The organism is Acinetobacter sp. AM (assembly GCF_003105055.1).
Classification (GTDB): domain Bacteria; phylum Pseudomonadota; class Gammaproteobacteria; order Pseudomonadales; family Moraxellaceae; genus Acinetobacter; species Acinetobacter tibetensis.
The window spans coordinates 1-20,834 of the sequence record NZ_QETG01000042.1 but is presented as its reverse complement, the minus strand read 5'-3'; the positions used below and the strand labels follow the sequence as shown (position 1 = coordinate 20,834).

20 protein-coding genes and 1 pseudogene are annotated in these 20,834 nt (G+C 37.2%); 4 read left to right on the top strand and 17 right to left on the bottom strand.

Annotated features, from left to right (window positions below; genetic code table 11):
- Window positions 1-321: 321 nt before the first annotated feature.
- Entirely contained in the window at window positions 322-558 is a 237-nt protein-coding gene (locus DCO44_RS16060) for a VF530 family DNA-binding protein (protein ID WP_003651786.1), read from the top strand.
- A gap of 332 nt (window positions 559-890) precedes the next feature.
- On the opposite strand, the gene DCO44_RS16055 is transcribed toward DCO44_RS16060, so the two are convergent.
- The 15 genes from DCO44_RS16055 to DCO44_RS15985 form a co-directional block, all read right to left on the bottom strand.
- A complete protein-coding gene (locus tag DCO44_RS16055; protein ID WP_133243164.1) occupies window positions 891-1,772 on the bottom strand; it encodes a hypothetical protein in 882 nt (293 codons plus the stop codon).
- A gap of 19 nt (window positions 1,773-1,791) precedes the next feature.
- Window positions 1,792-2,412 (bottom strand): hypothetical protein, encoded by a 621-nt coding sequence (locus DCO44_RS16050; RefSeq protein WP_116763646.1) that lies wholly within the window; start codon window positions 2,410-2,412, stop codon window positions 1,792-1,794.
- A gap of 164 nt (window positions 2,413-2,576) precedes the next feature.
- Window positions 2,577-3,131, bottom strand: coding sequence for a TetR/AcrR family transcriptional regulator (locus tag DCO44_RS16045; RefSeq protein WP_116763657.1), 555 nt, complete (start codon window positions 3,129-3,131; stop codon window positions 2,577-2,579).
- A gap of 696 nt (window positions 3,132-3,827) precedes the next feature.
- Window positions 3,828-4,259, bottom strand: coding sequence for a shikimate kinase (locus DCO44_RS16035; protein ID WP_322873985.1), 432 nt, complete (start codon window positions 4,257-4,259; stop codon window positions 3,828-3,830).
- A gap of 369 nt (window positions 4,260-4,628) precedes the next feature.
- Window positions 4,629-5,834: an MFS transporter gene (locus tag DCO44_RS16030; RefSeq protein WP_116763644.1), complete on the bottom strand. Its 1,206-nt coding sequence runs from the start codon at window positions 5,832-5,834 to the stop codon at window positions 4,629-4,631.
- Between the two features lie 42 nt (window positions 5,835-5,876).
- A complete protein-coding gene (locus DCO44_RS16955) occupies window positions 5,877-6,011 on the bottom strand; it encodes an NAD(P)-binding domain-containing protein (protein ID WP_252218473.1) in 135 nt (44 codons plus the stop codon).
- A 183-nt stretch (window positions 6,012-6,194) separates the two neighbouring features.
- Window positions 6,195-6,776: a TetR/AcrR family transcriptional regulator gene (locus DCO44_RS16025; RefSeq protein WP_116763642.1), complete on the bottom strand. Its 582-nt coding sequence runs from the start codon at window positions 6,774-6,776 to the stop codon at window positions 6,195-6,197.
- A gap of 276 nt (window positions 6,777-7,052) precedes the next feature.
- On the bottom strand, window positions 7,053-7,361 hold the full coding sequence (locus DCO44_RS16020) for a helix-turn-helix domain-containing protein (RefSeq protein ID WP_116763640.1): 309 nt from the start codon (window positions 7,359-7,361) through the stop codon (window positions 7,053-7,055).
- Window positions 7,358-8,689 carry a type II toxin-antitoxin system HipA family toxin gene (locus tag DCO44_RS16015; protein WP_116763638.1) on the bottom strand — a complete coding sequence of 444 codons (1,332 nt, stop codon included), beginning with the start codon at window positions 8,687-8,689 and terminating at the stop codon, window positions 7,358-7,360. Before DCO44_RS16015 ends, DCO44_RS16020 begins: the two co-directional genes overlap by 4 nt.
- Window positions 8,690-8,893: 204 nt before the next feature.
- Window positions 8,894-9,952, bottom strand: a complete 1,059-nt coding sequence (locus DCO44_RS16010; RefSeq protein ID WP_116763636.1) for a 2,3-butanediol dehydrogenase — start codon at window positions 9,950-9,952, stop codon at window positions 8,894-8,896.
- 24 nt (window positions 9,953-9,976) lie between these two features.
- A complete protein-coding gene (locus DCO44_RS16005; protein ID WP_116763634.1) occupies window positions 9,977-10,762 on the bottom strand; it encodes an acetoin reductase in 786 nt (261 codons plus the stop codon).
- 11 nt (window positions 10,763-10,773) lie between these two features.
- Entirely contained in the window at window positions 10,774-12,174 is a 1,401-nt protein-coding gene (gene lpdA / locus DCO44_RS16000) for a dihydrolipoyl dehydrogenase (RefSeq protein WP_116763632.1), read from the bottom strand.
- An 11-nt stretch (window positions 12,175-12,185) separates the two neighbouring features.
- On the bottom strand, window positions 12,186-13,718 hold the full coding sequence (locus DCO44_RS15995; RefSeq protein WP_116763630.1) for a 2-oxo acid dehydrogenase subunit E2: 1,533 nt from the start codon (window positions 13,716-13,718) through the stop codon (window positions 12,186-12,188).
- Between the two features lies 1 nt (window position 13,719).
- A complete protein-coding gene (locus DCO44_RS15990; RefSeq protein ID WP_004979604.1) occupies window positions 13,720-14,739 on the bottom strand; it encodes an alpha-ketoacid dehydrogenase subunit beta in 1,020 nt (339 codons plus the stop codon).
- A 15-nt stretch (window positions 14,740-14,754) separates the two neighbouring features.
- Entirely contained in the window at window positions 14,755-15,717 is a 963-nt protein-coding gene (locus DCO44_RS15985; protein WP_044740668.1) for a thiamine pyrophosphate-dependent dehydrogenase E1 component subunit alpha, read from the bottom strand.
- 341 nt (window positions 15,718-16,058) lie between these two features.
- On the opposite strand from DCO44_RS15985, the gene lipA reads away from it, so the two are divergent.
- Window positions 16,059-17,033, top strand: coding sequence for a lipoyl synthase (lipA, locus tag DCO44_RS15980; RefSeq protein WP_116763628.1), 975 nt, complete (start codon window positions 16,059-16,061; stop codon window positions 17,031-17,033).
- Window positions 17,034-17,266: 233 nt separating this feature from the next.
- Window positions 17,267-18,358 carry a transcriptional regulator gene (locus DCO44_RS15975; protein WP_116763626.1) on the top strand — a complete coding sequence of 364 codons (1,092 nt, stop codon included), beginning with the start codon at window positions 17,267-17,269 and terminating at the stop codon, window positions 18,356-18,358.
- Window positions 18,359-18,422: 64 nt separating this feature from the next.
- On the opposite strand, the pseudogene DCO44_RS16705 reads toward DCO44_RS15975, so the two are convergent.
- Window positions 18,423-18,569: pseudogene (locus DCO44_RS16705) on the bottom strand (DUF4172 domain-containing protein); the annotation flags it as partial.
- A gap of 203 nt (window positions 18,570-18,772) precedes the next feature.
- Here DCO44_RS16705 and DCO44_RS15970 point away from each other — a divergent pair.
- On the top strand, window positions 18,773-19,858 hold the full coding sequence (locus tag DCO44_RS15970; RefSeq protein WP_116763624.1) for a DUF6516 family protein: 1,086 nt from the start codon (window positions 18,773-18,775) through the stop codon (window positions 19,856-19,858).
- Window positions 19,859-19,946: 88 nt separating this feature from the next.
- Here DCO44_RS15970 and DCO44_RS15965 read toward each other — a convergent pair whose 3' ends face one another.
- Window positions 19,947-20,501: a TetR/AcrR family transcriptional regulator gene (locus tag DCO44_RS15965; protein ID WP_116763655.1), complete on the bottom strand. Its 555-nt coding sequence runs from the start codon at window positions 20,499-20,501 to the stop codon at window positions 19,947-19,949.
- Between the last annotated feature and the right edge of the window lie 333 nt (window positions 20,502-20,834).

Below are 20,834 nucleotides of genomic sequence, written 5' to 3'. Positions count from 1 at the left end.
GCAATGTTCCTAAAGCAACATTGGTGGGGCTTGATTTTAGTTGTGGAAAAAAGCCTTTAGAAACAAAGCCTTAATATACGATATTTCGTATAATGTATATTATGTTAAATAACATATCCAAGACCGTAGCCTATACAACACTGTATGTAGCTACTGCAATGACTACCTAATTACTAGAATTTGACTAATTTATATTTAGAAAAAAGTTAACTAGAAAATAAGCTGTAATTTTCTATGTTAATTACGTTTAAATTCCAACCCTCTCATTTTTCAACTAGCTCAGGTTATAATGATGGCCTCCCAAAATATGGTTGATCTATTATGAACGCCTCCAATGACCCTCTACACGGCAAAAAACTTGCTGACATTTTGGATGAATTATTGGATTACTACGGTGGCTTTGAAGGCTTAAGTCGTAAAATTGAAATTAGATGTTTTTGCATAGATCCAAGTGTTAAATCATCATTGCGATTCTTGCGTACCACACCATGGGCACGTGAAAAAGTAGAAAGCTTATATTTGTATGTCTTACGCCAAAAAGCCAAACAGAAATCGTAGCTATCAAAACCCAGCCTCAGCATAATATTTTATACCGAATACTAAACTACACTTATTGAATAGTCATCGATTTTGTATACACCTGTTAGTTAGTGGTGGACTACCACCACTCTCCTAGACAAATTTAGTCTATTCTTAAGACTTTTTTAGTAGGAAAATATGTATTCATAGCTAGGTTTATGAACCAAATATTTTATAAGTTATAATTTTAATGCTCTAAGTAATTAAATTTATTGTTTATTAAGCATAAATTTAATTGTGAACTAGATTCTAGGTGAACATAAGTGCAGTATCCAAGACTGTAGCTTACACATGGTCATTAAATTATTTTGTTAGCTCAGAATTCCAAAATAATGTTGAATACCTGTAGCAAGAAGACTACCTGCGGCACCTACAGCAATTTGCCAAGTACCATCAATGGACTTACCAATCATTTTTATCATCCAACTCTTTAGCTCGGGGCTATATTCGCTTGTTGATTGTGGTAAAGGAGTAACATTTATAATCGTTTGTAGTTCTTGAATATCAGCTTCTTCAATACCATGACTTCTTAAGTTGGACGCTAAAGAGTTAAAATCACCTTTAATAACATTTACAGTATTTGTAGATGTCTGATTGATTGTTGAATTTTCATTATGATTAGCCATGCTTCCTACATTGCTAATATGATAATTAACATTTTGTGTCATTTGCTTTTCCTGCTCTGTGAATTCCCATTCTTCACCTAAAATATTATTTCTTTCAAGTTCTTCGCTAAAAGATAAAATTTTTGACCTAACAGAATATAATGCGTTCTCAATATCAGAGTGATGAATATCTAATAGTAAATCATACTCATCTGAGATTTTTTTACTTTTTCTAATCTTATCTTCAATTTTTTTATCAATAGATATGTATAATCTTTGTTCGTCATCAAAACCGTAATTTTCAAATTTAACAATACTATCTTTAAAAATTTTATATGAATCATCAAATGAACACGAAAGAGAATAGATCTCAATTCCTTTTCTGGCTAGAACTCTCCCCTTAATCCAACGATATTGAGGGATATTGCTAGTTTCAGATTTAAAGTATCCATCTATTTCTAAATTACAATACTCTCTGAAATCGTCTAAATTTAGTTTGGAGGCAATTAAACGAGCACTTAAAAGAATTTCACTAACGTCTACAGAGTAATCTAAACATAGTTTTTGTAAAGAAATAACTGCTTTCATATCTAGTAGATCTCGGTATTTAATTACTATCAATAAATGAATCTATATTATGATTTGCCATGTTTTTTACAGTCTCAATATTATAATGAACATTTAAAATATGTTCCTTTTCAGTTGCCGTAAACTCCCATTCTTCTCCTAAAATTCCTTCTTTTTCAAGTTGATAAGATATTTCTAAAATTTTAAACTTAATCATATCTAATGCTTTTTGAAAAGGAATTTTACTTGCTCGAATTTGAAAAATAAAGTGACTATCTCGACATTGTGGGTTGCTTTTTCTAAGAATTTTATCTATTTCACTTTTTATCTCAAGAGTAATACTCTCTGATTGAGTTTTAATTGCACCCTCAAAAAAAGAAATACCATCTTTTATAATTTGACCAGAAAATATTGCTTCCGCATTAAAAATTGCAGTTTGGCCTGATAATGAATTTGTTAAACATAAAGAACCAAAAATATATCTATATTCAGGAATATTGGAATCATCGATAGAATGATAGCCATTTAATTCCAATTCACACCATTTTTTGAAATCTTCCAAATTTAATTTACAAGCAATTAAATATGCATGTCTTAATATATCGCTGATTTTGGATGAAGGATCTAAAACTAATTTTTGTAATGCAATAATTGCTTTCATATTCTTTAGCTAAATTAATTCATTCTGAAGTCACATAACTTCATTTTATGTTAAATAAGATATTTGGAAATCTACCATATGTAACGTTTGTTTTCTATGCTTTTGGTACGGCAAAATTAGATCTTTGCCTTAATGATCCACAGTCTAATCATAAATAATTCCCCTCACCCCAACCCTACTAAAAAATACTCAAGTAACCTCTCTCGCTCATCTGGTTTATTTGGGTCTAAAAGCTGAACCATTGCCCCGTCTATCACAAACAAAAACAGGTATGCATCTTGTTTTAAAGCATTCGAATTACTAGTTAAAAGCAAATTATAGATTTCATTCATCAGCCAGTTTCGATACTCAATTACAAGCTGATACGCCTTTGGATATAATTTCGAAATTTCAAAAATCGCTTTAAATGGCAAATTGTAGAACCCTTCTATATTGGCATGTAAAAAGAAAATTTTGCGAAGCTTTTCAACCAGCGATAACTCTTTATTAACGTAGATAATCGAAATAACTTCATGCTTAAGACCATCTGTTTGAAAAGTTAAACTCATTTCAATAAGACGCTCTTTCGAGTGAAAGTAATTATAAAACGTAGCTTTGGGGATTTTTGCCGACTTTATAATTCGGTCTACCCCTACATTGTGAAAGCCATATTTATCAAAAAGAAATCTTGAAGTATGAAGCACACTTAAAGCACGAAATGAGAGAGCTAAATTTGGCATAGTTTTACCGTTATAAAATAAATTCTTGTTGTATATAAAAGAGATATAAAAGCCTTTTACTTTTTTTAAGGTGAAAAAAAGGCGTAGCAAAGCCGTAAAGACTGTGCCTAGCACATCTCAAGTTTTATTGTTGATCTAAGTTTTTTAGTAATAACAAATGAAAGCCTGAACAGCCGAACGGCGATCAAAGCTTGGTAAAAGCTTAAGTTGTATCGTTATAGTGTACTTTGGCTATGGTTGCCAAAAAAATATGAATGTGCAAAGCCAACTCCTTTATATATGGAGTTCTGCCAGAGCATAAGAGATTTATGGTGGCAGAACGAAAGAGGGTTCGCAGACTGGAGAAAGACTTAACCAGCACACCCGAAGGTGTCCCTCTCCCGTCCTACCGCAACGGGAGGGAACGAGGAGTTCGCGCACAAAAATATCCCTCAGAAGGAATAGCTCTGATGCGGTCTTTCATTGCGGTCTGTCAAAACCGACTGGCAATATGGCCAGCACGCAAATGTTAATCTTCAATATTTAAGGTGTCAATGTGAAAATGGCTAGAAAATATTTAAATAATTATTGTTTTTCATTTAAATGAAGGAAATTAAATTTGATAAACGAACGTAGATTTCTTCAGCTATTTTTTCTGGAGGCTCATTTGTTATGATTTTTTCACATTTCAAATTCATAAAAATTGGAAAGCGGGCTCTAATTTTTTTCTTCTTTTTCTACAGAGCTATTTAAGTATGATCTTTTGAGTTGCCGACGTATAATTTCTTTTGTACAGCTTTCTATTTCTAATGATGGTAGTAATAAAAATGTAAAAGGATTGAGTTCTATGTCTTGTCTTATTTCTTTATAACCAGAAAAAATATCTAGTTGATAAGTCATAAAACCTGAAGAACAAACGATTATATATAATTTGTTTTTATCAAAAGATTCTTTAAGTTCATTGTATAGCTGAATATTCCTAATAGCATATTTATCATAACCATTTTGATTGATATATTCAGAAATATTACCTTCAGTATCAAGGAAGTATTGATCTAAATCATGATAACTTAACTCCATTTTCTGTGCTAAGTGGATTGCTGTTGATGTCTTCCCTGCACCTCCTGGACCAATAAAATGAATAATCATAAAACCTCTCATTTAAGATATTAAATTTTTCTAAAATTAACACAATACAACTTATATTGAATAAGATATTTGAAAAGCAATCATGTTTTTATATTAATAAAACATTCTACAAAGCAGGTATTATCCCTTCAGAAACGGAATTTTCAGAATACTTATTATAGAAATAATTTATATATTTTTCTTAATAACAACAAATAGGAATGCAGGAATTAACCAGTTTAAATAATCAATTAAACTTTTCTTAAAATTTATAGCATCAATATACGTATTTTTATCAAATGCATGAAGTTGATTCCCTAAATATTCATTTAATGGTGGATAGACACTAGATTGGTTGGAACCAATCTAGTGTCTAAAGTTATTTAAAAATTATCTATTTTTAAATCCATGTACCTTAGCTTGTAAGACCACATAGAAGGAAATTATTGATAAAACACACATCGCTATCGTGAATGATGATGGACCGATTTTTTGAAGTAATATTCCACCTAATAATCCTCCTCCAGCAACGGCTAAATTAAAGACAGTAACTAACATAGACTGGGCTACATCAGCACCTTCACCAGCAGTATCTGCAATTGCTGTTTGAAGCAAAGTTGGGGCCCCGCCAAACGTCATACCCCACAGCGCGATACCACTCAGTACTAGCCAAGCAGAGTTCCCACTGCCACCTAAGCCAATTAAGATCGCAGCAACCGCAAACCCAGCTAAACTTAGCAAGGTTAATAAACGTAATGATTGATCCACCCAAACACCAGTGACCCAAATCCCGATGATTGATGACACACCAAATAATAAAAGTACCAGATCTATATGATTACCAAGCCCTACTGATGTCAGATAGGGTGAAATAAAGGTATATAAGACGTTATGTGCAAGAATCCATAAGAAAATTACCGCTAATACTGAGCGAATACCTGGATGTAAAAAAATCTCTTTAATCGACTGGCGTTGCTCTGCAACTTGTCCAGAAAAGTTTGGAATCGCGGCTCTAATCCAAATCAATAGAAATAAAGCGAGTAGAGAAATAATCCAAAATACGCCTCTCCAACCAAACATGCTGCCTAACCAAGTACCTAAAGGCACTCCCAGACATAAGGCAATTGGCTGCCCTACGCCAACGATGGCTAGCGCTCGACCCTGTAAGTTAGCAGATACCATGCTTCGAGCATAACCTGCGAGTACTCCCCAAATAATTCCCGCAGACATCCCCGCAATAAAACGGGCAACCAACACAACAATATAGCTGGAAGATAATGCAGTTAAGGTATTGAAGATTAATAAGCCACTGATTGCTAGTAAGAATAAAGGTCTTCGTGACCAACTACGAGTAGCTGCAACGACAGGAATAGCGGCTATTACAGAACCTAAAGCGTAAACAGATACTAATTGCCCTGCTAAAGCTTCTGTTACCTGTAAATCCCTACTAATCAATGGCAATAAACCTGCTGGCATGGTTTCCGTCATAATTGTAATGAAACCAGCAAGCGTAAATGCTAGAAGCTTTAAAACAGGAATATCTTCTTTAGAGCTATTCACAATATCTGATGTCACAGAGTTATTTTGTATATTCATAGTCCAGCCTTTAATGGTGCTTTGCTTGACTCTTCTAAAGCTTTATTTTTCATAGCTACGGTTCCATACATTCACGTTAAAACTATTTTCTTTAAGGTTCCTAGCTATTGCAGCCCTCAAAATGCCAGTAGCGAAGACTGCAATTGTCTTTGCTTTAGATTGTGCTGCTTGAGTCATTGTTACTTCCTTTCTTTGTTGCTGATAAAAAATGGTGTGTGTTGAATTTGTATGACTGACTTTTAAAATGGATAGTTTTGTAATGATCATTCCAAAATAGGTAAAAAAAGGACATGCCTTGATCTATTAACAGTTCATCTATTAATACATCAAGGAATATGACTATTTTATCAATTCATAAATTTAGATTGCGCTTATCGCAATATCCACGATGTCAACGAGCCTTTCGGATTGACATTTTTTTTCACTGCCTTTACTTACGACACGGATTCCTTGAATCGTACTCACGATAAATCTAGCCAATGCTTCAGGGTTTTTTGTAGCATCAATTTCGCCATTAGCCTGACCACGCAGTATTAACGAGCTAATGGCTCTTTCCATTCTGCTTAAATTTTTTGCTACTAAATCAGCAATTCCTTCATCATGTCTTGCCATTTCTAAACATGCATTGGCGACCATACAGCCCATATTTTCAGTATCATTAAGCTCTTCTGAGACAATTTTCATGAGTAAACGGCGTATTAGTTCTCTAGCAGTTCCATCTTCAGATAATATGGCTATATTGCTAGCAGTAATCTCATAATAACGTTTTAAAGCAAATTCATATAATCCGTATTTACTTCCAAAAGCATTATAAAGGCTGCCACGTCCTAGGCCTGTGCCTTCTACTAAGTCTTGAATACTCGTTCCAGCATAGCCTCTTTGCCAAAAAACTTTCATAGCAGCTTCTGCTATATCGTCTTCTTCAAACTCTTTTGGTCTCATTTGGAATTCTTTCTGGAATGATCATTCAAAAAATATATCATTCACTCGACTTAAACGTCAATAAAAAATCTTATTAATACTATTTATCAAGGAATATATTTTATGGGTGAAAGTAGGCACACGAGTCCAATAAGCATTTAGCATCTACTTTTAGATCATGAAATATTGAATTAAAGTTTCAAAAACTCAGGTTCTGCATCAACTCAAATTGAACCCAAAAATTACCATTTCAGTGTTCACAAGCGCATTCTTGTGCAAACGTACTCAGTGAATCACTCACTCGGAGGGCTTTATAATTTTATTAACAATATGTTCATGCGTAGGCACAAGTCCTGCTTTTAAACCAAGGGGCTTAAATACCTTATCTAACACAGACTGAGTTAGTTTACCTTTATCCTGCTCAATGTCTGTTAAAGTCCGACGGCTTATACCCACCAAAGCCGCGTATTGTTCTTGCGATAGCCCCAGTACATTCTTGCGTAAATACGACAGCAATTGCCCAAGCGTAATTTCACTCAATAAATATTGTTTATATAAATCGATAAGAACTTGCTGACGGTCTTGAGTTTGATTTTTCATGTTCATAGCAGTTCCCATCTGTTCAATTTCGTTTCTATGTAATCCAATGCCAGCACTGGCATTTCAATAATTTGTTTTGGCACTCCTTTATCAATCAATCGTTGTTTTAGTTCAACTAAGTTAGCTGCCAAAGTCTTTAAAGTGCCTAGCGATACATCAGGGTCACACCAAGGAGCCAGTTTTTGGGTAATGTCAGCCCAACGGTACTCACCGCCTTCTTCATACGGGCTTCCCCAAGTGGTCGATCTGATAACCACTTCAGGATCGGCTTTCATCGGTGCAAAGTCATAAATAGGTGAAAGAGAAATTTTTCCAGATTTTTTTAGAAATGATGTATTACGACCATGATTGTCTGAATTCCCAAAAATAATATTGAGTAAGTCTCGTTGTAACCATTCACAAATAAACTGTGCCGTATCAAAATTTGAATCAATGCGAGTCAGTAATTTACATAGATTTTCTATAACCTCAAAATGGTTGAGATGACTACCAGAGGACTTATTTAATACAGAATAAACCGACTCTAAACCATGACGATGCCACTGATCATTAAGCCATTCTGTATCAAACCTTGGTAGCCACAAAGAAGGATACTTTGTACCTTCAATGAGCTGCATTTGAGTTGTTTCAATCGTATTGAAACCCAATTCATTCAGTATTTGATAGTAATAATATTCGGCTCTGAGAATGTCACAATCAATTTCACTACGATTATTCCGCGGAAACTTTACTAAATAATGCTGATCTGGCTGATCAAAACTCTCTTGGTAGGTATCAATCCAGACTTTCTGTTCTGGTGAAACACGAATAAGTAATTTTGGCGCTTCTCCACCTGCACCAGTTGCACCACCACTTATGGCACCCATTTGCTGTGCATATTCCAGAAAATCAATATTACGCTCAGCAACATCTTCCTTACTAAAATAACGTAGGTGCAAGGTGGATTCTGGATTTAGAGCTGGAAGCGCTTCTTTGATTCGTAAGTTGCCAACGGGTGCTATTCCCCCTTTTTCTAATAAGATGCTTTCTTGCTCTGCATAGCTTAAACGTTGCAAATCTAAATAATTCACCCAATAACGGCGTGCTGCACCAGATGGAACAATATCATCTAAAAAACCAAACCATGTGCTCGATTCGTGTTTTATAAGAATTTGTACAGGAAGTGATAGACTACAGGCGTGCTCATCTCGTCTGTCTAAATATTGAATTGCATAATCCAATTCATATTCTAGTTCGCTAGCACTAGCCGAACCCAACTTAGGTTCTAGTAATTTTAGTTCGGCTATATCTAACCAGTTTTTATCTAGTAAGGCTTGTATTGTTAATTTTTTCATTGATATAAATGAGCAAATATTTTCTCAAAAATACTATAAAAAACAAATTTTGTGAATATATTTGCTCATTTTAATTTAATTACACAGTTTTTGCGCAAAATTTTGCTCATTTGAACAAGGCAGTATTCTTACGGTGAGCTTATCGATTCAAAATAAAAAGATGCAATAGACGTTGCATCTATTGCATCTTGGTTTTGCTATACATTACGGATGAACAATAATTTTTACAGCAGACTCATTATTATGAATCAGCGTTTCAAAGCCTTTAGAAACAAGATCATCTAATGCAATACGTTGGGTAATAAAAGGTTCTAGATTAATCTTACCTTGCTCGACTAAACGGATGGTTTCCTGATGGTCATTGACATAAGCAATCGTGCCACGAATATCTAGCTCTTTCATCACCACACTATGTACATTAATTGTGGCAGGATGGCTCCAAATAGAAACGATAACGACTACACCAGTTGGTTTCATTGCTGCAACGAGTGTATCCATGACTTTATTGACACTACTACATTCAAAAGCGACATCTACACCACGGCCTTCAGTAATTTTCATTACTTCATCAACCACATCAACCTGAGATGGGTCTAGTACATAATCTGCAACACCAGCCTCTATCGCTTTTTCTTTACGTTTTGCACTCAGTTCAGTAATGATGACCGTGAGACCTTTGGCCTTTAAAATGGCTGATAAAAGTAAGCCTATTGGACCTGCTCCACCAACCAGTGCGATATCACCAGCTTTTGCACCACTTCTGACATAGGCATGATGACCGACAGATAAAGGTTCTATCAACGCTGCTTGGTCTAAGGGAATATCATTTGAAATAGGATGTACCCAACGTCGTTGAACTGCAATTTTTTCAGAAAGACCGCCACCACGTCCACCTAAACCAATAAAGTTCATATTTTTTGATAAATGATACTTATCATTCGGGCCAGTCGGCACATCATCCGCAATAATGTAGGGTTCAACTACGACATGTTGCCCAATTTGGATATCATCTACACCCTCACCAACTGCATAAACCACACCTGAAAATTCATGTCCCATTGTTACAGGTGCAGATTCTCCCGAAATTGGATGTGGATGACCACAAGGTGGAATAAAAATAGGGCCTTCCATGAATTCATGTAAATCTGTACCGCAAATACCGCACCATGCAACTTGAATTCCAACTGTGCCTGGAAGTACTTTCGGTTCAGGAATATCTTCAATCCGAATATCCCCTCGGTCATAAAAACGAGCTGCTTTCATTATGTATTCCTTATATTATTGATATTAACGGTAAACCATTCCACCATCTGTCAAAATAGACTGACCTGTAATGTAGTTTGCATCCTCACTGGCTAAAAATGCAACTAATGCAGCCACATCATCTGGTGTTTCAGCACGTCCCAAAGCAATACTATCTACATATTTTTTATATGTTTGACCAATTGGTGCGCCTGTAATTTCTGAGATACGCTGATCTATTTCGACCCACATGTCTGTGCCTACAACACCCGGACAATAGCTATTTACAGTAATTTTAGCACTGGCATATTCTTTAGCCGCTGCTTGCGTCAATGCACGAACTGCAAATTTAGTTGCCGAATAAACACCGAGTAAAGCAAAACCTTCATGACCTGCGATTGAGCACGCATTAATAATTTTTCCAGCCTGTTGACGTTGTTTAAATTTATTTGCTGCGGCTTGAATCCCCCAAAGTACACCACCAACATTGATGTTCATAATTTTGTTAAATTCACTTGGCGTTACTTCTGCCAAAGCTTTAACTTGTGCAATACCTGCATTATTGATCATGATATCAAAACCATTAAGTGTCGATTCGGCATGATCGATTGCATGACTTACTTGTATTGGATCTGAAATATCCGCAATAAATGTGGTGGCTTTTACGCTAAAGGCTTCAACTTCTCTTTGAACAGCATTTAACTTTTCTTGATGAAGATCGACCAAGGCAATATGAACACCTTCTTGTGCTAAACGTAAGGCAATACCGCGTCCAATGCCTTGTGCCGCCCCTGTAATTAATGCAACTTTATTGTTTAAACCTCTAGGCATGTTGCGACTCCTTAAATATGGATTGCACGTTGCATCGCCGACAATACCGACTCATGCATCGCCTCAGACAAAGTAGGATGAGGGAAAATGACCTGTGCTAAGCTTTCATCCGTAGCTTCTAGGTATTTTGCGATGGCAAAACCTTGAATGTGTTCGGTAACTTCATGTCCGACCATGTGAGCACCCAACAATTCACCCGTTTCCTGACTAAAAATGGTTTTAACAAATCCTGCGCTATCGCCCAAAGCCAATGCTTTACCATTGGCTTGTAAAGGAAACTTACCCACATTGATATTCAAGCCCGCAGCTTTCGCTTTCTGTTCTGTCAAACCAATACTGGCCACTTGGGGATGAGTAAAGATACAGCCTGGAATTTGTGTACGATCTAAAGCATGTACATGACTTAGGCCTGCAATTTTCTCCACACAAAGAATGGCTTCATGACTGGCTTTGTGTGCCAAACACGGTGCGCCTGCGACATCGCCAATTGCATAAACGCCCACAACATTAGTTTTACACCATGAGTCGACTTTAATAAAACCATTCTCAAATTCAATACCCAAAGCTTCTAGACCCAGATTTTCAGCATTCGGTTTCACTCCAATAGCCGAAAGTACCTTTTCAACGCTAATAATTTGCACACCTGTGGAAGTTTTAATATGACAATGTACTTGAGCCTGATCAGTTTCTATTTTTTCTACGGTCGCTTCGGTTAAAACCCGCATACCCTGCTGTTCAAATTGCTTTTGTACATACTTCGCAACTTCAATGTCTTCGCTAGGGAGAATCTGTTTTGCAATATCAACCAAGGTGACTTGGCAGCCTAAGTCTTGGTATAAGCTTGCAAACTCACTGCCTATAGCACCCGAACCAATGACCAATAAAGATTTTGGTAATTGTTCTGGAACTAAAGCCTCTTTATAACTCCAGACCTGATGACCATCTACAGGAATATGAGGCAAATTGGCCGCACGTGCACCTGTTGCGACAATAATATGCGGTGCAGAAATCTGCTGTTTTTGACCATTCGCATCTGTAAGCTCTAATTGCTCTTTGGCAATAAACTGGGCTGCTGCGTTAAAAACCGTGATTTGATTTTTTTTCAATAATTGACCGATACCTTGTACCAGTTGCTCAGAAACCTGTCTGCTATGATGGACCAGTTTTTGAATGTCAAAATCAACCGCGTTAAGCGTAAAGCCAAACTGCTCTGCGTGTTTGAACTGCTGCGCAAGCGCAGCCCCGCTCAATAATGCCTTGGTTGGAATGCATCCCCAATTAAGACACACTCCGCCTAAGTGTTGTTTTTCAACGATTGCAGTTTTTAATCCCAATTGCGCTGCGCGAATCGCAGCGACATATCCTCCAGGACCAGCACCAATAACCACAAGATCAAATTGTGTATCTGACATGGCTATTCCTCCTACACCAAAATTAATGCAGGATTTTCGACAAACTGCTTAAATGCCGATAGGAATTGAGCACCCAACGCACCATCAATGACACGATGATCACAAGACAATGTTGCTGTCACCATTTCACGAACAACAATCTCATCATTTTCGACGACAGCACGTTTCTCTGCTGCACCTAAGGCCAGAATTGCACCTTGAGGTGGGTTAATAATGGCATCAAACTGTTGAATACCAAGCATTCCCAAATTGGAAATACTGAAACTACCGCCTTGAAACTCATCAGGTGCTAATTTTCCAGTTTTGGCACGTGTCGCCAGATCACGCATATCATTGGAAATTTGCGCCAAAGATTTACGGTTCGCGGCTTTAATAATTGGTGTGATCAGTCCATTTTCGATGGCCACAGCAACCGAAATATCAGCCTGTTCAAACTGTAAAATCTGCTGATTTTCTTCATCAAACTGAACATTGACCTGTGGAACTTTGATCAGTGCGGCAGCAGCAGCTTTAATCAGCATATCGTTAATGGACAGCTTGACTTGCGGTACGGTACTGTTAATTTGCTGACGCAAAGCCTGAACCGACTCAACATTTAAGTCTATCGTTAAGCGAAAATGTGGTGCATTACGTTTTGCTGCTTGTAGCCGTGAAGCGATTGCTTTACGCATACCATTCATAGCCACAGTAGTGAATTTTACTGACTCTGTTGGTTGCGCATGATCATGTTGAGCTTGTACAGGGTTTTCACGTTGATATACAGCTTCAACATCTTCCTTACAGACTCGTCCACGTGAACCCGATGCACGACAATCATGCAAATTAATGCCCCATTGTTTTGCCAAACGGCGGGCAACAGGTGTTGCTAGAACATCACTATCATCTGCTTTAGATTTCGCGGCTTTCGTACAGGCTTGATGACGCACATCTGGCCAAGAACCACCAGCAGCTTGAACTGCGGTCTGAATATCTTGAACACTAATACGACCTTCACGTCCAGAACCCTTAATCTGAGACAAGTTTACATTATGCTTTTCAGCCAATTTCAAGGCATGTGGCGTTGCAAAAATATCATCGCTTTGTTGGAAGCCTTGTAACGCAGCAGGAATAGAATATCCGCCCTGAGTCACCGCTTTTGATCCATTACCAACACTGTTCTGTTTAGGAGCAGCTTGTACTTTGGTTTCAACTTGAGCTACAGCTACTTTTTCAGGAACCGCTGCTACCGCTTTATTTTCAGTTGCAGCAGGTGTTCCACCTAAGGACTGTGCAAATGCTTCAACTTCTGCATCGGAAACTTGAGCGTCTGCACAAATTGCAATGACTCCTCCTACGACCAGCGTGTCACCATCTTTAGCAATAATTTTTCGTAGCAAGCCATCGAAAGGTGCTTCCAGAACATTGACGATTTTCGTGGTTTCAATTTCACAAATTTCTTGTCCTTTACTAAATTGCGTACCTTCCTGAATCAGCCATTGGGCAATTGTGCCCTCTTCCATGGACAAACCCCATTTTGGGATTTCTAAGGTTTTAATTTCACTCATCCTAAGCCTCCAACGTCTTACGTACAGCCTGTTCGATGCGTTCTACACTGGGTAGCCATTCTTTTTCTAATACGGGTGAAAATGGTACGGGTGAGTGTGGTGGAGTGACTAACTCGATTGGTGCTTTAAGATAATGAAAGCCTTTCTGTGCAATGAGTGCAGCTACATCATGTCCGAAACCGCAACGCGCTGCAGATTCATCTACAATCACCACCCGACCCGTTGAAGCCACGGACTCTAAAATGCCATCTTCGTCTAATGGAGAAATGGTGCGAGGGTCAACCACTTCAACCGAAATACCTTCTTTTGCGAGCTTATCAGCAACTTCATTGGCACGATGCACCATCAGGCTTAAGGCAATAATGGTGATATCTGTACCTTCACGGGTGTAATTTGCGACACCAAAAGGAATAGTGTAGGCCTCATCTGGCACTTCGCCCTTAATGTCATACAATAATTTGTGTTCACAAAAGACCACTGGGTCATCATCTCGAATGGCTTGAATCAATAACCCTTTCACATCATAGGCACTAGAAGGCACCACCACTTTTAAGCCAGGCACTGAGGCAAACACGTTATATGGCGACTGAGAATGCTGTGCTGCGGCGGAAAAACCTGCACCGATCATGCCACGCACGACGAGTGGCGCTTTGGCTTTGCCACCAAACATGTAGCGGAATTTAGCCGCTTGGTTATACAGCATGTCATAACACACGCCGTAAAAATCCATAAACATTAAATCTGCCACAGGTCTTAAACCCGTTGCAGCAGCACCTGCCGCCATACCAATAATCGCAGATTCTGTAATTGGAGTATCAATGACTCGTTCAGAACCAAATTCAGTCCATAAGCCTTTGGTTACACCAAGTACACCGCCAAAACCTTCCAGTTTATTGTCATCGGTATTTTTGCCACCATGCCCACCACGAACATCTTCACCGACCACAATGACACTTGGGTCTCGGCGCATTTCTAATTCAATTGCTTCTTTAATCGCGTTTCGATAACTTTTGTTTGGCATTTTTCTACTATTCCTTTAGTAAGAGACGTAAACATCAGTAAGTAACTGAGAGACTTCTGGGTACTTAGCTGCGCGTGCTTTTGCAACGGCATCGTCTACATTGGCTTTAGACTGGGCATCAATCGCATCTAGTTTGGCTTCGTCAATTTTGCCTTTGACTTTTTCACGGAATATTTTCAATGGGTCTTTATGTTCTTTGACATAATCCAGTTCTTCTTTGGAACGGATAAGCCCCGGATCACCTTCAAAATGTCCATAAAAACGGTTGGTTACCGTTTCAATTACACTCGGGCCTTCACCACGGCGGGCACGTTCAATAGCCTTTTGTGCAACTTCATACACAGCAAAAAAGTCTGTTCCATCTACTTTTTCAGCAGGTAAGCCAAAACCTGCTGCTCGACCTGCAATGTCTTTACTGCCTACGGCATAGTCATGTGCAGTACCTTCACCAAAGCCGTTATTTTCAAAAACAAAAATGACAGGAAGCTTTAACACCACAGCCATATTAATTGCTTCAAAAGTTAAGCCCTGATTTGACCCACCATCCCCCGTAAATGACAGACCAATACCACCATTCTTGAGTGTTTTGGCACTTAAAGCTGCTCCAATTGCTAAAGGTGGGCCACCACCCACAATACCGTTTGCACCAAGCATGCCTTTATCTAAGTCCGCAATGTGCATTGAGCCGCCTTTACCACGACACAAACCATCATCTTTGCCAAAAATTTCTAGCATCATGGCGTGAATGTCACAGCCCTTAGCAATACAATGTCCGTGACCACGATGCGTTGAAGTAATGAAGTCCTTGTCTGTTAAATTTTCACAAATCCCTACTGCAACAGCTTCCTCACCGCTATAGAGATGGATGAAACCTGGGATATCACCTGTATTGTTTTCATCGTGAAGTCGATCCTCAAATTCACGAATGTCGCGCATTCTTTTGTATGCTGCTAGCAATTGCTCTTCCGTTAATTGCATATCTTTGTTCCTTATTCACTACGCTTAAAAGAAAATCCAAAATTGAATAATTGGATTTTTAAATCGTATATTTATATAAAGATATTTTTATTTAATTTCATATTAGACTAAAAAAATATAATGCATAAGAAGATAAGATAAATATTAAAAACAGAGGCTTATAGAATTAAAAAAATTGTAAATTTTCAATATTGTTCAATTACATATAAAAACAAACCTTTAACCAACCTTTATTTTATAAGATAAGTTTTTTGCCCTGTTTTAATATTATTAATGCATTTAAAGCAGCTTATTTAATATCAGGGTCTATATTAATTATTTTAAACGACGGAGTGTTTGAAATGGATTTAAATAACACAGTATTAACTGGAAAGAAGCTACGTGGCGCTGAAAAAATGGCGCGTATTCCAATTAAAGTTGTTCCAACGGAAACGACACCGAAAAAGCCAGAATGGATTCGGACTAAAATCAGTCAACCTGAGGAAGTCCAAATCATTAAGGATTTATTAAGGCAACAAAAACTACATACGGTTTGCGAAGAAGCGGCTTGTCCTAACTTGCCGCAATGTTTCGGCAGTGGAACAGCAACATTCATGATTATGGGAGATATCTGTACTCGACGCTGTCCATTCTGTGATGTCGCTCATGGTCGTCCTCATGTTTTAGATATTAATGAGCCAAGGCATTTGGCTGAAACAGTCAAGAATTTAAACTTAAAGTATGTCGTGATTACTTCGGTTGATCGAGACGACTTAAAAGATGGTGGCGCACAGCATTTTGCCGATTGCATTCGAGAAATTCGTGAGATTAGCCCAAATACTTTGATTGAAATTTTGGTTCCTGATTTTCGTGGTCGTGCAGATATTGCCCTGAAGATTCTGAGCCAAAACCCACCCGATGTTTTTAATCATAATATTGAAACCGTTCCACGTCTGTATAAAGCCATGCGACCAGGCTCTAACTATCAGCATTCATTGGATTTACTCAAAAAATTTAAACATTACTGTCCTGACATTCCAACCAAATGCGGTTTGATGGTCGGTTTAGGTGAAGTCGAGGCTGAGGTTATTGTGTTATTAAATGATTTGAAAGATTATCAAGTTGACTATGTCACAATCGGTCAATACTTACAGCCATCTAAGTCTCATGCGCCAATTCATCGTTTTGTTGCGTTGCAAGAATTTAAGCACTATCAAATACATGGAGAGCGCTTAGCGTTTAAAAATATTTGGAGTGCGCCATTGGTACGATCAAGTTATTTTGCTGATCGTCAGTATCATGGTGAGGCTGTGCCTAACCCTTACATGAGCGAATGAATTTTCATCCTATTTACGTTTATTAACATTTCAGATGGAAATAGTCATTTTCAGCTCATAAGAACACTTTTAAAGTAGTTCAAAGACTGGTAAAGCCAAAAGATATGATTTAACCAAGCAAAGATAAAAGCATTTAAAATCGAAGCAAGAAGAAATGACGTAAATGACTATAAATTTGGAAGCTCATTTCTAAAGTTTAAAAATATTACAGTCTGATCATAAAGGAATATGATATGAATCTGTTCAATACCGCACCTGCAAAAAAGCTGCAAACTACCCATTTAGTTAATCAAACTACTGTGCATGCCGCCCCTGTTTTAGCATTGCCTCAAGAAGATCAAACGTCTTTATTCCGCCGCTCTATTCAACATAATTATGCAGATTTACTCAAAATAGCGGATGATTCAGATATGGCGATTGGTCTTACAGATCATCACGGGACTCTCTTATGGACATGGAGTAGTTCAGCCATGCTTTCTTCTGCTGAACAGGTTCATTTTATTGAGGGCGGACATTGGTCTACACAGGCTGTTGGAACCAATGCGATTGGTATGACGTTAAACAGCCAAATTTCAAGTTGTGTCTATTCTCATGAAAACCAAATGGACAGTGTTCGTGATTGGGTTTGTTATGCCGCACCGATTTGGGATCCGACATCTGGGCAATTTCACGGCATTATTAACCTTTCCACAAAATATAAAAAACATACTCCTTTAGGGCTGCTTGCAGTTGAACGCTGTGCAGATTTAATACAGCGAGCCATAAAATTTGAGCAGCAAAATTTTTTATACATTAAAGCGCTAGGTTCACCTTGGGTTCAATTTAATGGGCAAACTTTAAACTTGAGTCACCGTCAAATTGAAATACTTTGCATTTTAGCTTTGCATCCCTATGGTATTGGTTTAGAAGAGTTACACTATGCCCTTTATGGTGAACGTAGTATCAGCCTAAAAACCCTAAAGGCTGAGCTTTCACAATTGCGTACTCTACTACCACACTGTATTGAAGCTCGTATTTATAGACTGACCTGTGAGGTTCAATGTGATTTTTTACGTGCTGAACAATCATTAAATGCGAATCTTATTGCCAGTACATTTTCGCTATATAAAGGGAGCTTTTTATCTAAATCAGAAAGCCCTTTATTGAGTACGTGGAGACATTGTTTTGATGCCCGTTTAAGCCAGATGATTTATCAAATAAAAGATATCGATCAATTATTGCGAATTATTGGTCAAACTCACGATCGCATTGATGCAATACAACGCTTATTAGAATTACTACCACAGGACAGCATTCACCGTAATTATTTTAAAAATCTTATTTAAATCTGATTTGTATCCTATACAACGCAGTTGTTGCTACAGCTCAGCATCATGAAAAAAATTGTATTCATGATGCTGATTTCAGCACGTAGCGAGTATTACGTCCACCACCTTCAAGTTTATGCAGTACACCCCCTTCCAAAAGTTCGGCTAGGTGGCGTGTTGCTGTAGCTTTACTTACTCCAGTGACTTTTTGATTATGTGAGCTGTTTATTGGGGTTATTGGGCTCTTTTGCATCTTTTTTAGCTAAAAGGTTTTGTTGTGAAGGTCCAATGGGTTGATTATACGGCCTATTCAGTTCAATAAATGAGCTAGTTTTTTTATATTAAAATGACAGGATTTCTTATACACTTAATCTCGCCACCCCCCCAAAAAAAACTAAATCTTTCCTTAAGCATATTAATCTGGGAATAAAAATGCATATTAAAGAAATGTTAGAAATCTGTTTTAAACAGAATTTAAATGGTGCGCAAATTGATAAATGTATTACTACTATAGCTGGTAATTCGCTAAATATTGAGATCCCATTAGTTCCAGTTCAGATAAATACTCCTCAAGAACTCTTAGTAATGATGAAAAATTCTGATCAAGCTCACATATTAGTTGATGGAGGAGTTTTTCATTTTAATGCTATCTATAATAATTTAAATTCTAAGTTTCCAGCTTCAAGAGTTTATTTTGCAAAAGCAAAAGAACTCATGACAGTGGCTAGACTGAGTGCCTATCTACAAAAAAATGGAATTAATTTATTACCGATAAAAGATAACCAATTTGCGGAGATAATCGGAGTTCAAAATTATCCTACTCGTTTTAATGAGTGGAAAGTAAACCGTGAGAATAAGGATCGTATTTTTACTCAGCTGCTAGAAGGTCGATTAAAAAATACAGCAGTTGAGAAAGGAATTTGGCTCTCCAGCAATAACCATTGTTTAATTTGTAATACCGAAACAAATAGGATGTCTACTACCACAATAGTCTCTAAAACTGGACTAATAATTGGTATGCAATTATGTACTAAACATGAGTTGGAAGCCCAAAACCAAAAAAATTTGATTAATTTTTTGGCTGAGAATTACGGAATACCACCTATTTTTGTACTTGATGCCGAAATAACAAATCATAATAGAGCAGCTTTAGTGATGACTGCAAACATGCTAAAAGAAGATTTTGATTGTAAATTAGAGAAGATTTGTACTGAAGAATATACAATAACTGCAAAGCGAAAATCTGGCTGTACTATTATCATCCGGCAAACAGCTCTTAATAATTATGCATATATGATCAAAGATCCTAATGGCAAGGATATTTCACGCATTGATTCTGCTGACCATCATGAGGTAGCATACGGCCCAGATCATATTCATAGAAACCTATCTAAATCAAAGCGCAAAAAAAACAACAAAATGATTGTTGAATCAAGTTTTACATATGGTTATGCACCCTTGGATATAAAAATTATCAAAGAAATAGTTTTATCTGCTGAGCAAAATTATATAGATTAAAGTTAAAGAGAATTAGATAACTTAACTTTTTAAATAGAAAGCCACTGAAAAGTGGCTTTCTAACATTATGTTAATAACCCCTCTATCCTCACTCCAACCCCATTAAAAAATACTCAAGTAACCTCTCTCGCTCATCTGGTTTATTTGGGTCTAAAAGCTGAACCATTGCCCCGTCTATCACAAACAAAAACAGGTATGCATCTTGTTTTAAAGCATTCGAATTACTAGTTAAAAGCAAATTATAGATTTCATTCATCAGCCAGTTTCGATACTCAATTACAAGCTGATACGCCTTTGGATATAATTTCGAAATTTCAAAAATCGCTTTAAATGGCAAATTGTAGAACCCTTCTATATTGGCATGTAAAAAGAAAATTTTGCGAAGCTTTTCAACCAGCGATAACTCTTTATTAACGTAGATAATCGAAATAACTTCATGCTTAAGACCATCTGTTTGAAAAGTTAAACTCATTTCAATAAGACGCTCTTTCGAGTGAAAGTAATTATAAAACGTAGCTTTGGGGATTTTTGCCGACTTTATAATTCGGTCTACCCCTACATTGTGAAAGCCATATTTATCAAAAAGAAATCTTGAAGTATGAAGCACACTTAAAGCACGAAATGAGAGAGCTAAATTTGGCATAGTTTTACCGTTATAAAATAAATTCTTGTTGTATATAAAAGAGATATAAAAGCCTTTTACTTTTTTTAAGGTGAAAAAAAGGCGTAGCAAAGCCGTAAAGACTGTGCCTAGCACATCTCAAGTTTTATTGTTGATCTAAGTTTTTTAGTAATAACAAATGAAAGCCTGAACAGCCGAACGGCGATCAAACCTTTGTAAAAAGTTTAAGTTGTGTCGTTATAGTGTACTTTGGCCATGGTTGCCAAAAAAATATGAATGTGCAAAGCCAACTCCTTTATATATGGAGTTCTGCCAGAGCATAAGAGATTTATGGTGGCAGAACGAAAGAGGGTT